General features: G+C 41.8%; 16 protein-coding genes. 7 read left to right on the forward strand and 9 right to left on the reverse strand.

Annotation, left to right across the window (positions count from 1 at the left end; genetic code table 11):
* The gene (locus ACQK2H_RS12115; RefSeq protein WP_425391702.1) at nt 1-438 is read right to left on the reverse strand and encodes a DUF5004 domain-containing protein; all 438 of its coding nucleotides are present in this window, start codon (nt 436-438) and stop codon (nt 1-3) included.
* Nucleotides 439-1,187: 749 nt separating this feature from the next.
* Between ACQK2H_RS12115 and ACQK2H_RS12120 the strand changes: the two genes are divergently transcribed.
* Nucleotides 1,188-3,437 carry a TonB-dependent receptor gene (locus ACQK2H_RS12120; RefSeq protein WP_425391703.1) on the forward strand — a complete coding sequence of 750 codons (2,250 nt, stop codon included), beginning with the start codon at nt 1,188-1,190 and terminating at the stop codon, nt 3,435-3,437.
* 745 nt (nt 3,438-4,182) lie between these two features.
* Here the strand turns inward: ACQK2H_RS12120 and ACQK2H_RS12125 are convergent.
* Together ACQK2H_RS12125 and ACQK2H_RS12130 are read right to left on the reverse strand one after the other, a co-directional pair.
* A complete protein-coding gene (locus ACQK2H_RS12125) occupies nt 4,183-4,917 on the reverse strand; it encodes a transporter (protein ID WP_425391704.1) in 735 nt (244 codons plus the stop codon).
* A 10-nt stretch (nt 4,918-4,927) separates the two neighbouring features.
* Nucleotides 4,928-5,134, reverse strand: a complete 207-nt coding sequence (locus ACQK2H_RS12130; RefSeq protein WP_425391705.1) for a DUF6728 family protein — start codon at nt 5,132-5,134, stop codon at nt 4,928-4,930.
* A gap of 79 nt (nt 5,135-5,213) precedes the next feature.
* Between ACQK2H_RS12130 and ACQK2H_RS12135 the strand changes: the two genes are divergently transcribed.
* The 3 genes from ACQK2H_RS12135 (at nt 5,214) to ACQK2H_RS12145 (ending at nt 8,662) form a co-directional block, all read left to right on the forward strand.
* Nucleotides 5,214-5,630: a Fur family transcriptional regulator gene (locus ACQK2H_RS12135; RefSeq protein WP_425391706.1), complete on the forward strand. Its 417-nt coding sequence runs from the start codon at nt 5,214-5,216 to the stop codon at nt 5,628-5,630.
* A 1-nt stretch (nt 5,631) separates the two neighbouring features.
* Nucleotides 5,632-7,995, forward strand: coding sequence for a TonB-dependent receptor (locus ACQK2H_RS12140; protein ID WP_425391707.1), 2,364 nt, complete (start codon nt 5,632-5,634; stop codon nt 7,993-7,995).
* A gap of 70 nt (nt 7,996-8,065) precedes the next feature.
* Nucleotides 8,066-8,662: a hypothetical protein gene (locus tag ACQK2H_RS12145; protein ID WP_425391708.1), complete on the forward strand. Its 597-nt coding sequence runs from the start codon at nt 8,066-8,068 to the stop codon at nt 8,660-8,662.
* 88 nt (nt 8,663-8,750) lie between these two features.
* Here ACQK2H_RS12145 and ACQK2H_RS12150 read toward each other — a convergent pair whose 3' ends face one another.
* A complete protein-coding gene (locus ACQK2H_RS12150) occupies nt 8,751-10,400 on the reverse strand; it encodes an AMP-binding protein (protein ID WP_425391709.1) in 1,650 nt (549 codons plus the stop codon).
* Between the two features lie 159 nt (nt 10,401-10,559).
* Between ACQK2H_RS12150 and ACQK2H_RS12155 the strand changes: the two genes are divergently transcribed.
* On the forward strand, nt 10,560-11,615 hold the full coding sequence (locus ACQK2H_RS12155; RefSeq protein ID WP_425391710.1) for a bestrophin family protein: 1,056 nt from the start codon (nt 10,560-10,562) through the stop codon (nt 11,613-11,615).
* A 13-nt stretch (nt 11,616-11,628) separates the two neighbouring features.
* On the opposite strand, the gene ACQK2H_RS12160 is transcribed toward ACQK2H_RS12155, so the two are convergent.
* From ACQK2H_RS12160 to ACQK2H_RS12180, 5 genes are all read right to left on the reverse strand, one after another.
* Nucleotides 11,629-13,410 carry an acyl-CoA dehydrogenase gene (locus ACQK2H_RS12160; protein ID WP_425391711.1) on the reverse strand — a complete coding sequence of 594 codons (1,782 nt, stop codon included), beginning with the start codon at nt 13,408-13,410 and terminating at the stop codon, nt 11,629-11,631.
* A 74-nt stretch (nt 13,411-13,484) separates the two neighbouring features.
* Entirely contained in the window at nt 13,485-16,625 is a 3,141-nt protein-coding gene (locus tag ACQK2H_RS12165; RefSeq protein ID WP_425391712.1) for an efflux RND transporter permease subunit, read from the reverse strand.
* Between the two features lies 1 nt (nt 16,626).
* Nucleotides 16,627-17,778, reverse strand: coding sequence for an efflux RND transporter periplasmic adaptor subunit (locus ACQK2H_RS12170; RefSeq protein ID WP_425391713.1), 1,152 nt, complete (start codon nt 17,776-17,778; stop codon nt 16,627-16,629).
* A gap of 69 nt (nt 17,779-17,847) precedes the next feature.
* The gene (ispG, locus tag ACQK2H_RS12175) at nt 17,848-19,794 is read right to left on the reverse strand and encodes a (E)-4-hydroxy-3-methylbut-2-enyl-diphosphate synthase (RefSeq protein ID WP_425391714.1); all 1,947 of its coding nucleotides are present in this window, start codon (nt 19,792-19,794) and stop codon (nt 17,848-17,850) included.
* Nucleotides 19,791-20,504 (reverse strand): SDR family oxidoreductase, encoded by a 714-nt coding sequence (locus tag ACQK2H_RS12180; protein ID WP_425391715.1) that lies wholly within the window; start codon nt 20,502-20,504, stop codon nt 19,791-19,793. Before ACQK2H_RS12180 ends, ispG begins: the two co-directional genes overlap by 4 nt.
* Nucleotides 20,505-20,574: 70 nt before the next feature.
* On the opposite strand from ACQK2H_RS12180, the gene ACQK2H_RS12185 reads away from it, so the two are divergent.
* Together ACQK2H_RS12185 and ACQK2H_RS12190 are read left to right on the forward strand one after the other, a co-directional pair.
* Complete coding sequence (locus ACQK2H_RS12185) at nt 20,575-21,318, forward strand: MlaE family ABC transporter permease (RefSeq protein ID WP_425391716.1); 744 nt, start codon at nt 20,575-20,577, stop codon at nt 21,316-21,318.
* Nucleotides 21,315-22,064 carry an ABC transporter ATP-binding protein gene (locus tag ACQK2H_RS12190; protein ID WP_425391717.1) on the forward strand — a complete coding sequence of 250 codons (750 nt, stop codon included), beginning with the start codon at nt 21,315-21,317 and terminating at the stop codon, nt 22,062-22,064. The genes ACQK2H_RS12185 and ACQK2H_RS12190 overlap by 4 nt, the downstream gene beginning before the upstream one ends.
* The last annotated feature ends 1 nt before the right edge of the window (nt 22,065 follow it).

The raw sequence follows: 22,065 nt of genomic DNA on the forward strand, positions 1-22,065 counted from the left end.
TTAGTTATTAGACAGTGAGTAAAGAGCGATTCGGTGAAAAAGTGCTTCTGAAGATGGATCATCTATTATCCGAAGCATCAAAAGCTTTTTGGTAGATTTCTCAATAAAATTGGATGTTACTTTACCAGAAGAAAATGACAGAACTAAATTTTTAGCATCAATATCCCATTTCCCTGAGCTGGTTCCCTGTAGCGTCCTTATTGAGAATGTATTATCGGATTGAAATGAATACGTCTGATTTTTAAGTTCATCTGCAACCTGCTCTTTTGTTGCCTTATCAAAAGCATCATATTTGGCACGTTGATCGGCGTTCATTAATTCTATCGATTCTGTAACATCGACCTTCCATGTGCCAATAATTTTTTTGCTGGATTGCGTGTAAGAATAGAATGATCCATGTAGTGAAATCACTACACAAAAGATGGTGAGTATCTTCATGGTGAATAGGTTAGGTTCTTAAACTATTCGCAAGAATAATATTATTTTATCCAGTTTTGCAAATAGCGAGATGAGCCAACATCCACCTTCCTGCTAAATGATATCTTAAAATATTCATGTTAAACATTTAGTTATCAGTGATTTATGAAAGCAGCACACAATCTGGAATTTTTAGTAAAAAAAATTTACTAGAAACCATTGTTAACATTCAGTTAAAACGTTTGCGGAAAAATCTATTTAATGTATTCCTCGAAACCCACTGCATCATAGTGAAACTAAACCAAGGAGTTAATGAAATCTCATGACTTCCGAAATTCCACACTTCAAACTACAATAAACTCAGGGTTCAGTGTGACAAGTTTATTTAAGAAGCGTAGATCCCTTTAGGAAATGAAAGGGTGCGCGGAGTTCCCTTTAGGGAATAAGGGTGTGTGGCGGAAAATCTCAGATTAGAAGACCACAATGGACTTGTTTCAGGGTCTACAATCAAAATTGACGTAATAAATGACCCACCACTGTCGTATCGACGGACCGCCTTATTGTTCAACCCCCGACCCCTAAAGGGGTACCATAATTGTGCTGAGCGTTGGGTCCCTTTAGGGATGTAAGGGTGTGTGAAGGAGGCCAAAATTACCGTCAACACCCTCCACTTAAGAAAGTGAAATCATTATTATTTTTAGACTAATCTAACTTTTTGTTTTGTTTATACGAATATATAGTTTTGCATAATCGTAATGATAGCAAAATGTATGGTTAGAGTTTGTTTGTTGATTTTGGGATTCACTGCTACTGTCGCTTTTGGGCAATCCAACATCAGTGGAGTAGTAATGGTAGATGGTGAAGGGTTTCCCGGGGCTACCGTCAGACTGTTGGATACTGAGTATGGAGGCGTCACCGGAGTTGATGGAAGATTTAATATAATTGCTCCCAGTGGTAATTATATACTGGAGATACGCTCTGTAGGATTTAAAATGGTGAAAAGGGAAATCACCATCCCTTCCAACGATCCAATTTCAATTACTCTCGAACAAAGTACGCTCACTATGGATGAGGTGGTGGTGACCGGAACCATGCAACCTACATTCGTGTCACAGTCGCCTGTTAAAGTCGAAGTAGTCACATCCAAACATTTAAATACCTATATCCCTGCAGCAGCGACCAGTATTGTGGAAGGCATATCCCTTGTAAACGGCGTGCAGGAAGTGGTCGCTTGTGGGGTCTGTTTTACAAACAGCATCTCCATTAATGGTCTGCCTGGCCCATACACTGCGATATTGATGGATGGCTCCCCTATTTATGGGAACCTGGCCTCTGTTTATGGACTGAATGGCATTCCAAGCATGATCATCGATCGATTTGAAGTGATCAAAGGGCCAAGCTCAACGCTTTATGGATCTGAGGCAGTGGCGGGAGTGATAAACATCATTACCAAAGATCCAGCCAGCCAGCCCCTGCTATCAGCGGATGTAATGGGCACCTCGCATTACGAATCATTTGGTAATTTCTCCTTCGCTCCGAAAATTGGAAAGAGCTCAGGGTTTATTGGGTTTAATTATGCATATATAAATGATTTTGATGATCGCAACGGTGATGGATTTGGCGATAACATCAACCTGGATCGTATTTCTCTATTTTCAAAATGGGAAATCAGTCGTCCATCCGGAAAGCGGTTCACCATTTCAGGTAAATATTACTACGAGGATCGAAGAAATGGGGTAAAAGAATTTTTGGAAGATCGGAACTACCGAGAGCTTAGAGGCAGTGAAGAAGTATATGGCGAAAGCATCTACACCAACCGGTTGGAAGTATTTGGTACTTACGAGCTTCCTCTATCAGAAAAAATTCGCATCGATTATTCATTGAGCACGCACGAGCAAGATTCGTATTATGGTGCCGACTATTATCAAGCCTCTCAAGACATTTTATTTACCAATTTAATCTGGGACAAAGAGCTTAACAACCATCAGGTTACCGGTGGGCTGACCTCTCGTTATCAAACATACGATGATAATACCATTGCGACAGAAAGCAATGGTGTCAACCAGCCGGACAATCAATACATTCCCGGAATCTTCATGCAGGATGAGTGGAAAGTATCGGAATCATTTACAGCTCTGACCGGTGCTCGACTGGATCACTATGAAGATCACGGACTCATTGCCGCCCCCAGGTTGAACCTGAAATACAAACCGGGTCAATGGACGACCCTTCGCTCCAATTTCGGAACCGGCTTTCGTATAGTCAATCTTTTCACAGAAGATCATGCATTTGTTACGGGTCAGAGAGAAGTAATCATTGAAGAAGAACTCCAACCAGAAGAATCGTATAACTTCTCATTAAACCTCAACCATATATACTCAATGGGTCAAAGTCAGGGAATGATAGATATAGATGCCTTCTATACCTACTTCACCAATAAGGTTACGCCAGACTATGAAACAGAAGGACAAATCCGGTACGCCAATACAGATGGATATGCTGTAAGCAAGGGAATAGGCATGAACCTACAGCAAGAATTTGCTTTTCCTCTGGCGTTCAATCTTGGGATGAATATTCAGGATGTGACTGAGAAAGAAAACGGAGAAAAAAGAGACATAGAATTTGCCCCAAAGTGGACAGGTATTTTTACTGCTAATTACAACCTTAAAAACTGGAATACCCAGATTGGTTATACCGCACGACTAACAGGTCCGATGGCACTACCCGAAGTGTTTGATTTAGATGAAAATGGCGACCCACGCCCATCACCCAGACCTACCACCTCTACCCCTTTTGCTATCCATAATTTGCAAATAGCTAAAAACTTGAAAAAGGGATGGTCTATTTACGGTGGTGTACAAAACATCTTTGACTATGTCCAACCCTGGTCCCCACTCACAGGAACCAATGACCCTAACGCCAATCTGGGCTTCAGCGACAGTTTTGATACCGCATATGCGTACTCTCCTATCCATGGAAGAGAGGTTTACCTGGGAATCAGTTGGAGTTTAGCAAGATAAAATCTGGATGCTAATCAAGCCCAATTTCTGATTTAAGTGTAAGATTCCTTTGGGGGAAAAGGGTGTGCGCTTGGTCCCTTTAGAGAATTATAGGGTGTGGGATGGATTCCTTTAGGGAAAAAGGGTGCGCTTGGTCCCTTTAGGGAAAAAGGGTGAGCGACGGAAGAACACCCCCAGCCCCTAAAGGGGTGCCATCAAGATTTTAATTTAATCAAATCGTGTGCGAAGGTCCCTTTAGGGAATAAAGGGTGCGCGTCGGAAGGTACACCCCCAGCCCCTAAAGGGGTGCCATCGAGATTTTAATTTAATCAAATCGTGTGCGAAGGTCCCTTCAGGGATTAAAGGGTGCGCGTCGGAAGGTACACCCCCAGCCCCTAAAGGGGTGCCATCGAGATTTTAATTTAATCAAATCGTGTGCGAAGGTCCCTTTAGGGAAAAAGGGTGTGTGTTGGGTCCTTTTTAGAGAATTAAAAGGGTGCGCGACGGATCCCTTTAGGGATTACAGGGTGTGCGTTGGGTCTCTTCAGGGAATCAAAAGGTGCGCGTCGGAAGATTCACCCCCAGCCCCTAAAGGGGTGCCTCAATAGATTGAAAAGAAACGTTTGTATGATTCCTTTAGGGAAAAAGGATGTGCGCTTGGTCCCTTTAGGGATTATAGGGTGCGTGTTAGGTCCCTTTAGGGAATAAAGGGTGCGCGTCGGAAGGTACACCCCCAGCCCCTAAAGGGGTGCCAATTTAAAAATTCCTAAAACCCAATCGCAGCACCAAACCCAATAAAAGAATCCGGTGAAATATCTGACAGACCAATACCTCCTGAAATGTCTACCTGGAAATTGTTTGAGACCAGATAAATCAAACCGGCATTGAAACGATGATCGGAACCACCATCATATAGAAAACCATACGGCTCAGCAAATGCCGTCCATCCTGGTAAAAAGGAATACCCTAAGACCGCACTGTAAATGGTAGTGGTATTGTCTTCAGGAAATGCAACACCCAGGTTGTAGCCAAGTGTTAAAAACTCACTGAGTGAGTTTGAGAAGTTCAATCTTACCTCAGGTATTGGCTCTCCGGGGCGAAATGCTTGTTTGCCGTTATCAAGTGTTACCTGCGCGATAATACTCGTTTGCGGTACGGCCCCCTGCTCACCTACCAGGTGAATTTTTGTTCCAAGCGTAATGGGAGAAAGACCCCTCACTTTTATATCTGTTACATCGTTTCTGATTTGCTGAATATTTTGTGTGATTCGAAACTCAAACCCTTCAAATAATCCAATACGAGCAAGCAAATTAGCCATAGTTGTATTGGTCAAATCACCTGCAGATTCATAAATAAACCCATACTCAATCAGGGCACTCCCTTTTGGCACTACAGTAGATGCAGCGGATTGGGTGGGTCTATCAGTAGCTATGGGATCTGTGTCCTGCCCGTGCGCAGACAGCACTCCCACAAATAAAATGGCGATTAGTAATTTCTTCATAAGGGTAAAGTTAGGCTCTCGAGATTGCTCTCACAATCATTACAATCACAGCAAAGAGAAACATCAAAATCGAAATTTTATTGATCGTATGCATCGCCTTTAAATTGAAGCTTTTAGGCCTGTTGGGATCTTTTTTTCTAAAAAAATAGGTCAGCACTTCCGTGAAATCAAAGTAGTTGACCTTCTCTTCTTTATTCTGTTGTTCTTGATTTTCCATATACTATAGAAACCACAAACTTAAGTAAAGTGTTTCCTAATTATTCATGCAATTTAGTTGCATAAACTATATTTGTAACATGCAGGAAAACCTCAAGCAAATACTCAAAAATCACAGCCTGAGAATAACTGATTGTAGACTGGATGTCATGCAATATTTTCTTGACGAAAAAAATGCGCTTTCACAGGGAGATCTTGAAAACAGGTTTACAGAATATGATCGGGTTACACTCTATCGAACATTAAATAGTTTTCTAGATTCCGGCATCCTCCACAAAATACCAAACGAAACAGGGAGTGCTACCTATGGATTGTGTCATGATACCTGTTCTCCTGATCAGCATGATCACAATCATGTACATTTTAAATGTAATGCGTGTGGTCAAATACAATGTCTGAATGAGAAACAATCCATGCCAAACATATCCCTTCCTAAAGGCTATCAGGCGGAAGGCGTCAATCTGATCATTGATGGTAAATGCGCAAACTGCGCCTGATATGAAATACTTTTTCTTAGCTTTAGTTCTTATAAGCACATTCATTTCCGTTGCACAAAAGCCTTGCAACAGATCCATTTCCGGTCAAATTCTGGATGCAGATACTAAGGAACCACTACCTTATGCTACCATCCAAATAAAAGACACAAATCAGGGTGCAGTGGCTGACGAAAATGGAGCATTCCTGATTGAAAATATTTGTAAAGATGAAGTTCACTTAGAAGTACGATTTATAGGTTATAAATCAGTCGTTCACCATCATGACTTTCATCACGCAAGCCCCACCATATATTTAGCCTCTGACCAGACATTGCTTGAGAGTGTAATTGTAGAAGAAGTTGATCGGGAGGCCATCAAATCACTAACTATTCAAAAGAAAGAATTGGATAAGCTCTCAGTAGTTGGATCTTCTATTGGTTCCATTACAGGAGAGATCAGCGGGGTATCATTACTGCAAACTGGAAGCAACATATCTAAACCCATGATTCATGGGTTACACTCAAACCGTGTTTTGGTTATCAACAATGGAGTCAGGCATGCTTACCAGGTTTGGGGACAAGAACATGCCCCGGAAATAGACCCTTCTCATGTAGATCAGATTGAGATCGTGAAAGGTGCAGGTACAGTCAAATATGGACCGGATGCCCTGGGAGGGGTTATCTTATATAATTCAAAAAAGCCTGCTTTTGATAAAGAATTATATGGGTCTTTTGGAAGCGGCTATCAAACCAATGGAGGCTCCATCACAAGTCAACTAAACATAGGTCAAGGATTGCATCGTTTTGCCTGGAATGTCGGAGCTTTTGGTACCTACCAAGGTGATCTTAAGGCGCCTGATTATACCTTATCTAACACCGGAAAACGGGAATTTGGAGGTAGCTTTAATACCAACCTGCACAAACCTATCTATGATCTTCAAGTATCTGGGAGCTACTTTCAGCAAGAATTAGGAATACTGCGTGGCTCCATTGTAGGCAATCTGGATGACCTTCAGCGGGCGATTGATCGATCAACTCCAAGCCCTACCTTTCCATCTACTTATCAGATTCAAAACCCTCGGCAGGAAACACAGCACGGAGTACTTAAATCCAACCTATCACTTTACCTTGAGGACCATATAGTTAATGTTCAGTATGCTTTTCAACTCAATGCACGAAAAGAATTTGATGTGCGAAGAGGGGAATTAAACAACCGACCGGTCATTGACTTGACCCTCTCCTCTCATACCATAGACACTGAATGGATTCAGCCGGAAAACGGTCGATGGAAAGGGAATTCCGGTATTCAAATTTTCACACAAAGCAGTTCCAATACACCCGGCTCCAATCCTGTCAATTTTGTTCCTGATTACGATGTATTCAACGTTGGCCTATTTAGTGTCCAGTCTTTGAATTTTGATCGTACCATTATGGAGTTAGGTCTACGGTTTGATTATCAAACACTGGACGTCTCTGATATTGTCAGGGATAGTTTTACGTATTCTAATAATGTCACGTATGCGAATGGTACTTTCACGCTTGGACTGAAAAAAGAGTTCAATGAAAATGTGTCAGTCTTTACAAACCTGGGCTCCTCCTGGAGAGCTCCAAATGTTGCAGAACTATACTCATATGGCTATCATAACTCAAGACTCCAGTTCGGTTTATGGAGATATGAGCTGGAACCTGAGGTCTCCACACCATGGAATTCTGTTTTGGACGAGGATGATCGTGCAGTTCCGGCTGAGCAGGGTTTTAAATGGGTATCAGGAATTGAATTAAATAAAGGGAAAACTAAAGCGGAGTTTGTATTCTTCATCAACCAAATCAATAATTACATTTTTCAGAGACCATTTGGAGTAAGTACAGGAATAGCAGGAACTTTTCCATTCTTCTTTTATGATCAAACTGATGCTCTATTTGCAGGTAGTGATTGGGATATTTTACACCAACATAATAATCAGCTGTCCTCTGAAGTGAAAATTTCATTCGTATATGCCACAGCTACTAATGAGCGACAGGCATTGCTTGAGGTTCCCCCATTAAATATCAATTACCTGCTTGATTACAAGCAAGAAAACTGGTCATATGGGCTCAATATTAGCTATACAGCTAAACAATGGAATGAACCCCCTGTAATTGAACCTATCACATTTCAAGAAGGAAACGCGGAAATAGACCGGTCCGAAATCTTCGATTTTATGTCCCCTCCGGACGCTTTCTTTTTAGTGGGTACCCGGGTGAGCTATAAGAAGAACCGATGGAATGCGATATTCAAAATCAATAATGCTTTGAATACATCTTATCGTATGTATACTGATCGATTGCGATATTTTGGGGATGCCCCAGGAAGAAACATCACCATCGCAATTGATTATTCATTTTAAATGCATCAATGTTGCATAATTATATTTTATGCAATAGTATTGCATAAATCAAATAACAATTACGCAACACATGAAGACAAGTAGCAAATTCTTATGGATTCTATTCCTTTCTTTTGGCTTTGTAGTAGGCTGTTCAGACGATGATGATCATGATCATGATCACGATGGTGAGGAAGCTATTAATGAGGTGGTATTGACATTTACTCCTACAGGTAGTGGCAATGAAGTTTCAGCCACTTGGTTTGATCCGGATGCAGATGGCACTGAAAACCCTACGATCGGTACAATTGATTTAGTTGCGGGTGTAACATATACGCTCGATATTGAATTGAGCAACACGTTAGAAGGAGAAGACAAAACAAGTGAGATTGCTGCTGAGGCTGATGAACACATGTTCTTCTTTGCCTTTACAAATGACATTTTTTCAGACCCGACAGGCAATGGAAATATTGATAATCGTAGTGATGCAGTTAATTATGAAGATGAGGACGATAATGGATTACCGCTAGGTTTGGAAACAAGCTGGACAACTGGTTCAAGCACTGCATCCAGTGGTACCTTCCAGATTATTTTAAAACATCAACCAGGCTTAAAAACAGCAGATTCAGGTGTGAGTGTCGGAGGGACTGATTTAGACATTTCGTTTGAAATAAATATTAATGACTAACTCCTCAGATATATTAGGTTAAACATCTTTAGTTAGTCTAGAAATCCACCTTCGGGTGGATTTTTTATGAACCAATTTCAAGGACAACCTAAATGTCAGCTTCGTAAACCACCCGCTCCTCCATATCAAACCATTGAGGATAATACTCCTGGTGTATGGCCTCTACCCTGTTTCTGCGTATTTTCATGGATGGAGTCATCAAGCCATTGTCTACTGTCCAGTCCTCTTTCATCACCACTGCTTTAGCTACTTTTTCATGTGCTTTGAGCGAAGGATTGAGATCGTCAATGGTTTTTAGCAATGACTTGTTTAGCTCTTCCTTACTTTTAGATTTTGCAGCTTCCGTAGGAACAACCAGCGCCATAGGCTGAGCAATGCCCATTCCAACCAGACATATCTGCTCGATATCCGTATTTTTGGATATCTGTAATTCTATTCCTGATGGGTCTACATATTTTCCTTTATCCGTTTTAAACTGGTCTTTAATACGTCCGGTAATGGATAAGTACCCGTCATGATCAAACTCTCCAATGTCCCCCGTTCGCAAATAGCCATCCTCGGTAAACATCTCAGCGGTCTTTTCAGGTTCTTTATAATACCCTACCATCAGACAGTCATTCTTCACTAAGACCTCTCCTTCTTCTGACAGCTTGGATTGAACACCCGGTAATGGCCTTCCTACTTTCCCAAATTTATTGGCATTCGGTAAGCTGAAGTGCGATAGGATACAATCTTCCGTCATGCCGTAGCACTGTTTAATTTCGATTCCAAGTTTGGCATACCACTCCTGTAAACTTATAGCCAAAGGGGCGGCTCCAGAAAAACAGGTAGCATTATTCAATCCAAGCTTTTTACGAATTTTCTTTTTTACAATGTTTCCAATAATTGGGAGCGAAAGAAGCTTATCAAGCTTTTGTTGTGGCATTTTCTCTAAAATCTTTTCCTGGAATTTACCCCAGATACGAGGCACTGCAAGGAATACATCCGGACTGGTGTTAGCCAAATCTTCGGCAAACGTGTCAAGGGTTTCCGGAAAACTGGCGATACCTCCTTTGTAAAAAGTACCCATTTCAATTCCAATCCGTTCGGCTATGTGTGATAATGGTAGATAAGAAAAGAACTTGCTATTTAATGGTATTTCAAGTGCTTCAAGTCCCGTAGATGCGATGATGTTAAAAGACTTTACTTTATGCATCACGCCTTTTGGATTACCAGTTGTACCCGAAGTATACATGATGGTAATGAGGTCCTCCGGGTCTTGCACCGCAGGCGTAAAGCCTGAATGACCCTTGGTGATCATATCCTCCCACGAATGTTGCTCTGATATATCATATAGCTCCACGCCTACCTTAATGATATCCGGTATTCCTGATTGCTGGGAAGTATAATCATCCAGCTTACCAATTATGACCGCTTTTGTCTCACTATGTACCAAAATCTCATTGATACTAGCCGCATCCAGGGTTGGATAAATAGGTACAGAAATGAATCCACCAAGCATAATGGCAAGGTCTGCCATGAACCAATGTGCACAATTTTTTGAGAGGATAGCCACATGATCGCCTTTTTTAAGTCCCATCTCTTGCAAACCGGCTGCAATACTGCGTGCTTGTTTGTATGCCTCTTCTCTGGAATACTCAATGAATTCACGATTGATGGGTTGTCTTAGAAATACAGCTTTAGGATTCTCATCAAGCCAATAATGATAGGCTTCTAATGGGGTGTTGAATGTTTGCATGGGCCAGGCGATATTAGTTTAGTCTAAGATATTGATTAAAAACCATTTCAATAATTCAATTCGCCAGAAAGATGACTTGAGTTAGTAAAAGAGAGTCACATTTCCTCGCTATTTTAGTAGTGGCTGATTTCCTGCCATTAACAACTACAACTCATTAGCATGTACACCAGACGCACCTATAAATTCACTGAACTTGCCATTTGGACACGATTTGATACGCTTCGAATCTTTAGCGTAATCACCCTATGGGTCTTGGCATATTACTTTCTGGATCTTACCTGGCTGAAAATCCCATGGACGCCAGTCGCACTGATAGGTACTGCAGTGGCTTTCATCATCGGTTTTCAAAACAATGTTACCTATGATCGAATATGGGAAGCTCGAAAAATATGGGGAGGCATTGTTAACACTTCCCGGTCATTTGGAATGTTTGTGCAAGACATGGTTACCAATGAGCACGCGAAAACACAACAAAGTGATGAAGCATTAGCGAAAGAGGTCAAAACTTTAACCTATCGGCATATTGCATGGATGACAGCTTTGCGACATGCCATGAGGGTTCAAAAACAATGGGAAACCACAGTCAATCAACGTACAAATCAGGAATGGGGCATCCGGCCACCGGAGAGATTATCTACACTTGAAGATGACCTAAAGCCTTATCTAAGCAAAGAAGATTTTGATGATATAATGACAAAGGATAATAAGCAGACAGCCTTATTGTATCAGCAATCTCATCATTTAAGAAAGCTAAAAGAATCAGGCCTGATCTGGGAATTCTCTTTCCTTGAGCTAGAAGGCGTCTTGAAAGATCTTTTTGATTTGCAAGGCAAAAGTGAGCGCATAAAAAACTTTCCGTACCCGCGTCAGTTTGCCACACTGAACCACTGGTTCATGTGGATTCTATTACTCTTCCTGCCGGTTGCCTTGGTTCCTCAGTTTATGGATATTGGTGAAAGCCTCACTAACACATATCCATTTATTTCTAATTTATTCATTTGGCTTACCATACCGATCTACACGGCTGTTGGGTGGGTATTTCATACCATGGAACGAATTGGTCGAACAGGAGATAATCCTTTTGAAGGTACATCTAATGATGTGCCTATCTCGACCATTGTAAGAGGAATCGAGATTGATTTACGGCAAAACCTGGGAGAAAATAAAGAAGACATTCCAGAGCAGTTTGAAGCAAAATTCAATGTGCAGTTTTGATTCTGAATACAAATCAAAACATCTCCGCTCCCATTTTCACCGTCACATCCGAATCATGACAGATGGTTTTCTGTAGCCCTTTACAACGTGACATTTCATATTTGTAGAAATAGTCCAGCGTATGAAGTTTGCTCTGTTTAAAAGCTTCATCCTGATCCATGGCAGCCAAACCCATTTTTAGCCACTGCCATCCAATCACAACTGTACTAAACAGATCCATGAAGACTGTGGCGTCAGCAAGGTAACGTTCATGATCACCATTCAATGCATATTTCATGAGGTGTGACAAACACTCCTGAATCATGGTCGCACCGCCTGCCAACTGAGAAGCGTATTGTTTCAGTTCTTCAACACCCATTGCCGCTTTAATTGATTCTTCAACCTCTTCAGCTAACAGTTTCATCGCTGCACCTTCCATCATGGTTACCTTTCTCCCCAATAAATCGAGAGATTGGATGCCGGTGGTACCCTCATAAATCGCACAAATACGAATATCTCTTAAATATTGCTGGAGAATAAAATCCATGGTAAATCCATATCCACCAAGAACCTGAAGACCAGTATCTACAGCCTCTCTCCCCTTCTCCGATGGATATGTTTTTGCAATTGGAGTAAGTAGTTCAGCCAACACATGAAAATTTTTTCTTTCATTGCCTGTTGTGGTCATTTGCTTGTCAACGTACCATGCACACTGCAGTACCACACTCAAAGCCCCTTCCATAATTGCCTTTTGGTGTAAAAGCATGCGTTTTACATCCGGATGATTGATAATGAGTGTTTGCTCCTGGTTTGGATCTTTTTTGCCGGTTCCCTGGAGTTTACGACCCTGCGGACGCTCCTTAGCATACTGCAATGAAGCATAGTAGGCAGCTGAAGCGATACCGGTACCCACACGTCCTACCGCGATACGTGCTTCATTCATCATTTGAAACATATAGGACAATCCCTTATTTTCCTGACCTACCAGATACCCTAAACTTTCACCACTATCGCCAAAAGCCAAATGATTGGTACAGTATCCTCTTTGACCCAGCTTCTCATGTTCGCCCACTATATCAACATGGTTACAGTCCCCAATGCTTCCGTCATCACTGACGCGATATTGTGGCACCACAAACAACGAGACTCCCTTGGTACCTGCCGGGGCACCTTCTACCCTAGCCAAAACCAGATGAACGAAATTGTCGGAGAATTGATGGTCACTACCGGAGATAAAAATCTTTTGTCCTTTGATGGAGTAAGTACCATCACCGGTTGGTTTAGCAGATGTGGTGATATCAGAAAGGGAACTTCCTGCCTGAGGTTCTGTAAGACACATAGTCCCTCCCCATTTCATCTCAAGCATCTTGGGAATAAATCTTTTCTTTAGATCGTTTGTGCCAAAATTTATGATCAGGTTAGACGCACCGGCCGTGAGTCCCAGATAACCGGACACATGATTATTGGCGGCTTCTGTTATAAAATAAAGCGCATTGAATACCACAAGAGGTAATTGCATGCCACCATCTTCTTCATTCATAAACGCTCCAACCAGTCCCATCTCTCCTGACTTTTGAAAGATGGACTCAAACTGTTCATGGATCTTAATGCGTCCATCCTTAAAGTAAGCCGGCTTTTCATCCATCTCCTTTACATATGGATATAGCGCGGTATCACTTAAGTCCTTTACAGCGTCCAACAGCAAGTCTATTGACTGCATGTCATATGCAGCATACCGATCAGCCTTTAACAGTTCATCTAATTGGTGAACGTCTTTTAGAATAAAGGAAAGTGTTTGTGGGTCGTAGTATTTCATGATGGTATATCAGATAGCATTCACATACCAAGATAGATGTTTTTACGAAGCTGAAAAATCCCCTACCTATCAAACTACTCAGCTGCTTCTAGCTCGGCTTCCTCCTCTACACTAGGGAGTGGGTCAGAATTAAGTGCTTTCAAAATATCATCCATAATCATATACAGACAAGGAACGATGATTAAGATAATGGCAGTAGCGAAAATGATCCCAAAACCCAAAGAAATAGCCATTGGAATTAGCTGTCGTGCTTGTCTTGAGTTTTCAAGGATAATAGGTGTCAAGCCTCCAAATGTTGTAAGAGTCGTTAAAATGATTGGCCTGAATCTCCTTACGCCTGCTTCCAGCATGGAGTCAAACGCCGGAATATCACCTCGATTTTTATTAGCATAATCAATCATGATCAATGAATCATTCACAACAACACCGGATAGGGCAATGACTCCCATTAAGCTGACAAGTGATAAGTCATACCCTAATAGGATATGACCAATCACAGCACCCACAATTCCAAATGGAATGGCAAACATGACAATGATCGGTTGTGCATAATTATTCAATGCAATGGCAAGAAGCGCATAAATAATAAGCATAGCCATAACAAACCCTCCCCATAAAGCTTCCGTAGATTCTCTCATTTCAGCCTGACTCCCTTCGAAAGACCAGGTAATCCCCGGAAAATCACTTCGCAACTGAGGGAGCACTTCTTCTTTGATAGAGTTTAACACTCTTGTCTGTGCATTATCAGGCTCTACATCCATACCAACATTGATAACACGCTTACCATCTCTCCGATTAATACTCGTAAAAGTCACTCCTTCCTTGATTTTCACCACATCCTTCAAGGGCACTATGGTTCCGTCCGGTGTTTGAATAACAAAGTCTTCAAGATTCGTAAGGTCTTTTCTTTCTGATTCCGGAAGTTTAACCCTAACTTCTGTTTCATTGATTCCACGTAATTGGCGGATGGCAAGTGCTCCAAAAAAACTGTCGCGAATCTGCCTTCCTACATAATTGGGAGTGAGCCCTAAGCTCCTCGCTTCCGGAAGTAATTCAAAACCATACTGTACCTTCCCTTTGTTGTAGTTATCGCTAACATCTTTTGTCTCTACGAAGCGATCTACTCGATCATAAAAAGCCTGACTTGCATTTTCCAAAACATCAATATCAGGATGACTTAAATCAACGCTAATGTCTTGCTGCCAGCCTCCCGGACCTCTTTCCGCTTCGAATGTGATTTGATCAACTCCCTGGATTTCACCAATATTATCCCTCCATAATTGTATGAATTCCCTTGCAGTCATGTCTCGTTTATCCGGTGGTTTCATTACCACCTCCACATCAATGAAGCTTTTACCACGAACATTCGTCTTTACACCCTCAGCTACTTTATAAAGATCATACTCATCAAACATCCTCATCGTGGATTCAGTAATGTCATGAGCAATCTCGGCAGCCTGATCTGTGGTTGTCCCTACCGGAAGCCTCACCCCTGCTTCAATTTCATCTGCCGCATCTTCCGGCATTAAAATCATTCCCATGTGTCCGCTATATCCATAACCACCTACCATTATCAATAGGGCTATAGCTGCAGTCAGTGTGACATATCTATTGGCCAGTGAAACAGTTAATAATGGTCTGTAAATCTTATCAATAAATTGTTGAAATCCTGCAGCTATTTTGGATTGTACCCCTTCCCACTTTCGAACGATATTAAGTGGGTTTTTCTTTGGTTTATGTGCTACATGTGATGGTAGAATGTACAGGGCCTCTACCAGTGACACAGCCAGCACTACAATTACTACAGCTGGTAGCGGCCACCAATATTTCCCGGTGGTTCCGGGCATGAATAGCAAAGGCATAAAAGCAACGATGGTGGTCAGAATACTAAAAATCACCGGTCGGGCAACATCCTTTGTGCCGGCAATGGCAGCATCCATAAAGGAATATCCTTTTTGGCGATATTCATAGATATTTTCACCTACTACAATAGCGTCATCCACCACAATTCCCAAGACCACCAGAAAGCCAAACATGGAAATCATATTCACGCTAATATCCAAGGTTGGAAGAAACAGAATACCTCCAATAAAGGAGACCGACATGCCCATCATTACCCAAAAAGCCAACCTGTACTCAAGGAATAGTGATAGTATGACAAGTACAATGACAATGGCCATTAGTCCATTTTCAGTAAGTAAAGACAGCCGTTCCCGATAATCATCAGCACGGTTGCCGCTAATTCTTACATTAACTCCGGGCGGAAGATTGCTTTCGAAGGTTGCTAAAATTTCTTTTACTGCAGACTCAATCGATAGTGGAGACTGATCACCGATGCGGAAAATCTCTACCTCTACAGAGTTTTGCTTGTTAAACTGACCATGAAAGCCCTCTTCTTCAAAACCATCTGTGATTGTCGCAATATCCCCAAGTTTAACTGTGGCTCCACTGGCTGAAGAAATGACATCAATTTCTTTGAATTGGTCAGCCCATATTTTCCGTTCTTGCATACGTAGCGTAATCTCCCCCGTCCTCGTCTCTACTGATCCTGCAGGTATATCAAGACTTGATTGTCTGATAAGGTCAGCTACTTGCCCAAGTGTAATTTGATATTCAAGTAATTTATGACCAGGGATTTCTACATGTGTTACAAACTCCGGTACATTGCCAATTTCTACCTGAGTGATATTAGGATTACTGAGGAGTATATTTTTAAGTCGTTCAGCAAACAATCTAAGTGTCCAAATATCAACCTCTCCATACAGACCTATTTCCATAACGTCACGCTGAATTGCCTGCAAACGAACCTGCGGACGTTCAATATCATCCGGAAATGTTTGAATTCTGTTTACTGCCTGATCAATGTCCTGAAAAGCTTTCATCCGATTGGTACCAACAACGAGCTCAACAGAAATTTGCCCCGAACCTTCACGTGCCTCAGAAGTGATTTCTTTAATCCCTTGTACTCCTCGTATTGCCTCTTCGACAGGTAGGAGAATACCGTCCTCCACCTCAACAGGTGAGGCACCAGGGTAACTCACGCTCACTTCCACAATATCAAGTTGAAACTGAGGAAGTACCTCCTTCTGGATGGTGTACATGGTCCAGAAACCACCTCCTATCAAAAGAAACATGATTAGATTGGTGATCAATGAATTCTTTGCAAAGAATCCGATTGCTCCTCCTCTTTCCTTTTCGTTCAGCTTCTTTTCCATACTATTTTTCCTCGTTTTGCTCGGTTCTGACAGCTGAGCCTTCCACAACCGTTGAAAGGCTGGTGGTTATGATTTGATCATCCCCTGTAAGTCCCTTGGTGATGTATGCGTACTTTTCATCTAAAAAAGCAACCTCTACCTCCTTTACGCTCAATTCATTTCCGTTCTTCACCCATACGGTTTGATCTTTTCTTAGATAATCGCGATTTAACCTAACCACATCATTCAATTGCTGTGCAGGTATTTCAGCTTCCATAAAAGAACCGATGATTATCCGAGGCTTGCCTTTGGTGGGGTCATCAATTCGAACGATCACCTGTGCAAACCGAGTCTGATCAGTGAGTGTACCAATCATGCGATACAGAGCTCCCATCCGGTATTGTCCTTCAGCCCAAGATGAATTTGTCAGCTTTACATTCGGGTTAGCATCCTCATTTTCAGATGGAATATCCAGCCAATTAATTTTAGCCATCGGGACATTCAAAGTCAACCAATATTCACGAGTGCCTACTAACCGACCTAACATATTTCCAGGAGCCACTTGTGACCCTACATTTGCTGCCCTGCTGACAACTTGAGCATCAAAAGGAGCACGGATGGTACAGCGCTGTAAATCCAGCTTTGCTTGTGCCAATTGTGCTTCTGCGGCTTTTACATTTGCTTTTGCGGTATTGAGCTGTGGCTCTCTCAGCAACAGCCCCTTATTATTTATTGGTATTTCACCCTCAGCCAGGTCATAGTCATTTTTGGCGGCTTCCTGCTGCCCCATCTCCAGTTTAAATTGGGCCTGAGCTGATTCTAAATTACTCTCCATCATCAAAACGGTATTTCTATAATCAGCAGGATCTACCTGTACAAGCACATCTCCCTTCTTAACGAAAGATCCGGGAACAAACTTCTGTGATATTGATATAATCTCTCCGGAAACTCTGGCACTAAGGTTTATATCGCGTGCAGCCTGAACAGTTCCGGTAGCTTTAATAATCGGTCTAAAATCACCTTGTTCTGCTCTGGTGACCTCTACCAGCATAGCAGATTGTTTGGTGGCTCCTTCAGTCTCAGCTTCAGGTTCAGTGGAAAAAATGTAAAAAGTTACTCCACCGGTTAGAATAAGTAAAATAACAATTGACAGAATTGTCTGTGCTCGATTCATTTAACAGGTTTTTTCGTCCTATTAAAGTTAACAGCATTTAATCGAGTCTGTTCAAAGTAATGGAGATTTCTATGCCTCCACGCCTTCCGGCTCTACCCATTTTCCGTGATCTTTGATCAACTCTATAAGCTCATCAAGTGCACGTTCTGATGGAACACCTCGCTTCACCACTTCTTGTCCTTTGTACAGAGTGATCTTCCCTTTACCGGAACCTACGTATCCAAAGTCAGCGTCTGCCATCTCTCCAGGGCCATTCACAATGCATCCCATGATGCCTATTTTCACACCTTTCAAATGATCCGTGCGCTTACGTATCATCGCGGTTGTTTCCTGCAGATCAAAGAGTGTTCTTCCGCACGATGGGCATGAGATGTACTCGGTTTTTGTAATACGTGTACGAGCTGCCTGGAGAATTCCAAAGGCCGAATTGTTGTATAGCTTCAAGGTCTCAACAGACGGAACAAACTTCGGTGACAGCATCAGACCATCACCCATTCCATCGACATACAATGTTCCCGCATCAGTCGAAGCATAAATCATTAATTCATCCTCAGTGAGCTCTGAGTATGACTGCTTAAGCACTACAGGAACTTCGATATTTCGGTTCATTAGCTCTACTACAAACCTTCGGATGCTTGCGGTGGAGTGAGCTTGCTCAGAATGCAGTATAAGCACCGTATTGGTCGTTTTTTCCAGAAAACCAAAGATTGTTTGGTCGTACTGATCCGCATTAACTGATATGAAGTTTAACTTTGTGTGTAGATCTTTAACTTCTTTTAAATCAGAGACTAATGGGAATTTATTTACTTGATCACTGTAGGATTTCCAAACCTCGTAATCCATGACCTCTTTTAGCCCATTTGGTAACATGAATTTGATTGGGTTGGAGCCGGTGTAAATGTAATCTGCCCCCAAATCATTCATCCCCCACTTATCAAGTTCCGGAAGATATGAATGTCCAATGGCCTTCAAATCTTTCACTTCAACTTGCTCAACTTTGGAGAAATCAGCAATTACTCGTGGTACATTTTCATGACCAAAATTCAAGACTTCTTTGGTAGACCTGCGATGATATTCAAATGGATTGACCGGATACTTTTCAATTGGATCAATTGGCTTTTGACTTGTCTTTCCTACCAAACGATCTACCATTATTTGAGCAACGGGAGCTTCTACTTCCGGTTCTTCAGTCAGTGACACACGAACCGTATCCCCCAGCCCGTCTTCCAGTAAGGTACCTATACCCACTGCCGACTTAATTCTTCCATCCTCTGCTTCTCCAGCTTCTGTCACTCCTAGGTGTAAAGGGTAAGGCTCCAATCCTTCTTGATCAAGTTTACTCACCAACAATCGGTAAGCCTGAACCATCACCTGAGGGTTGCTGCTTTTCATAGAAACCACCAGATCTTTGTAATCCATCGCCTCGCAGATTCGAATAAACTCAAGTGCGGACTCCACCATTCCCAAAGGCGTATCACCGTAACGGCTCATGATTCGATCAGAAAGTGAACCGTGGTTTGTGCCAATTCGCATGGCCGTTCCATGCTTTTTACAGATTTCAACAAGAGGAGAAAACTTGTCTTCGATACGCTTTAACTCGTCCGCATACGCCTGATCGGTGTACTCAATCTGTTCGAATTTCTTCTTATCTGCGTAATTGCCAGGATTCACTCTTACCTTCTCAACGATGGTTGCTGCCAGCTCTGCTGCATTGGGAGTAAAGTGGATATCTGCAACCAGTGGGACATTACACCCTCGTTTACGCAGCTCGTTTTTAATTTTCTCAAGGTTTTGGGCCTCTTTGATGCTTGGAGCAGTTATTCGCACATATTCACAACCAGCCTCAACCATTCTTAATGTTTGCTCTACAGATCCCATAGTATCCATGGTATCTACAGTGGTCATGGATTGTACCCTGATTGGATTATTCCCTCCCAATGGGATATCACCAATGTATACTTCTCTTGTTTTTCTGCGAGAATATTGTGTAAGGCTATTGCAATACTTCTGAATCATATATCTCCCAATTGTGGTCTTAGGACTACTTCTTCTATTACACTTCGTTCACTCAACCGATAACTGGTATAGATGGTTTCGGCAATATCTTCAGGTTTCATAAATCGATCTTCAGGAATATCTACACCATCCCAGCTTGGAGTTTTAACAGCTCCTGCTAAAATCGAAGTAACACGGATTCCAAACTCTTTAAGTTCCTCACGCAAGGCCTGAGAAAGCCCGTATAGGGCAAATTTTGAGATTGAATAACTGCCACCATTAGGATAAGCCTTTAAACTTGCCACCGAGCATAAATTGAAGATGTGGCCCCTGGAATCTTGCTTCATCTGAGGGATAAGCGCACGTGATAAATGATAGGCACTATACAAATTCGTATTAATCATTGTTTCCAGGGCTCCATCCGGTTCTTCACAAATAAGTCCCGGGTTGAATACACCGCTATTATTTATCAATATCTCCACAGGCTTGGCAGTCATCCGGATAAACTCTACGAAAGATTTAACTCCCTCTTTATTGGATAGGTCTGCTGAAAAGGTGTGAATCAGCACATTATGCTTTTCGTGTACTTCTTTTCGAAGAGAAGCCAGGTCATTATCGTTTCTGGAACAAGTAGCTATGGGCCACCCTTCTGAAGCAAAACGATGCACCAATGCTTTCCCGATTCCCTTGGTTCCCCCGGTAATCACGACCAATCTCTCTGAATTATTCATATTATTTTTTTCGGTTATTCCTTAAGGTGTTATGTTTGACAAAGCTAACAATCTTAGCTTACGCAACTTCATGAAGAGTTTAGGGAAATTCATCATCTTTATAGGTCAGCTGTTCGTTCGAAGGGAGACTTTTTCTACGTATGTCGTACGAGTAGTTGATGAATGTATTAAAGTTGGATACAACTCAGTATTCATCGTAGTGATTGTATCTGCATTTATGGGGGCAGTTACCACTGTCCAAACAGCGTACAATCTGATATCTCCGCTAATAGCTGATCCAATAATCGCGTTGGTTGTAAGAGATATGACATTACTTGAACTAGCTCCAACGATAACTGCGATTGTTTACGCCGGAAAAGTAGGTTCTAATATCGCCGGTGAGCTTGGAACAATGAAAATCACAGAGCAGGTAGATGCACTGGAGGTTATGGGCATTAATGCGACATCATACCTGGTGCTTCCAAAAATTGTTGCTTCTGTGCTTATGTTTCCTGTGCTGGTTACACTGGCTGCATTTGTGGCTATATATGGTGGTTATTTGACAGCCTTATTCACAGGAGTAATTACCGGAACAGATTATATACTAGGCATTCAAATGACATTTATTCCATTCTCTGTCGCATTTGCCTTGATCAAAGCGGTCGTTTTTGGTTTTCTTGTTGCCGCCATTAGCTCATATAAAGGATATTTCACCAAAGGTGGTGCTCTGGAAGTAGGTCAGTCCAGTACCAATGCTGTGACCAGTAGCTGCATTGCCATACTTGCCGGGGATTATTTACTTGCTTACTTATTAGCTCCACTTCTTACGCCATGATCGAAGTTAAAAACGTATCCAAGTCCTTTAATGATAAGCAGATTCTCTATGACATAACCGTAGAGTTTGAAAGCGGAAAAACAAATATGATTATTGGTGCTAGTGGAACCGGTAAAAGTGTACTGCTCAAATGCATCGTAGGTCTTATTGAACCTGATCAGGGTACTGTTGAATTTAATGGAAGAAGCTTTGCAAAGGCATCTAAGGAATTACAAACAGAGGTTCGAAGGGAAATGGGTATGCTATTTCAAGGCGGTGCATTGTTTGACAGCTTAAATGTGGAGGATAATGTGATGTTTCCACTGAATGTACTTACCAAGCAGTCTCGTGAAGAAAAACTAGAAAGAGTCAATTTCTGCTTGGAGCGGGTAGGATTGGAAAATGTAAATAGTAAAATGCCTTCAGAAATATCAGGAGGTATGAAAAAAAGGGTGGGTATTGCTCGGGCTATTGTGACCAAACCCAATTATCTTTTTTGTGATGAGCCTAATTCAGGACTCGATCCTCAAACATCCATCAAAATAGATAACCTCATAAAGGATATCACCGATGAATATGAGATTACAACAGTAGTGGTTTCTCATGACATGAACTCTGTGCTTGAAATTGGTGATAAAGTTAATTTCATGCATCAGGGCCGTATATTATGGACAGGACCAAGTAGTGAGATCGGTGATTCTGATGTTCAGGAACTCAATGACTTTGTATTTGCCGGCAGATTGATGAAGATGGTGAAAGGCAAATAGG

It is taken from the genome of Ekhidna sp. (genome assembly GCF_965228795.1).
GTDB lineage: Bacteria > Bacteroidota > Bacteroidia > Cytophagales > Cyclobacteriaceae > Ekhidna.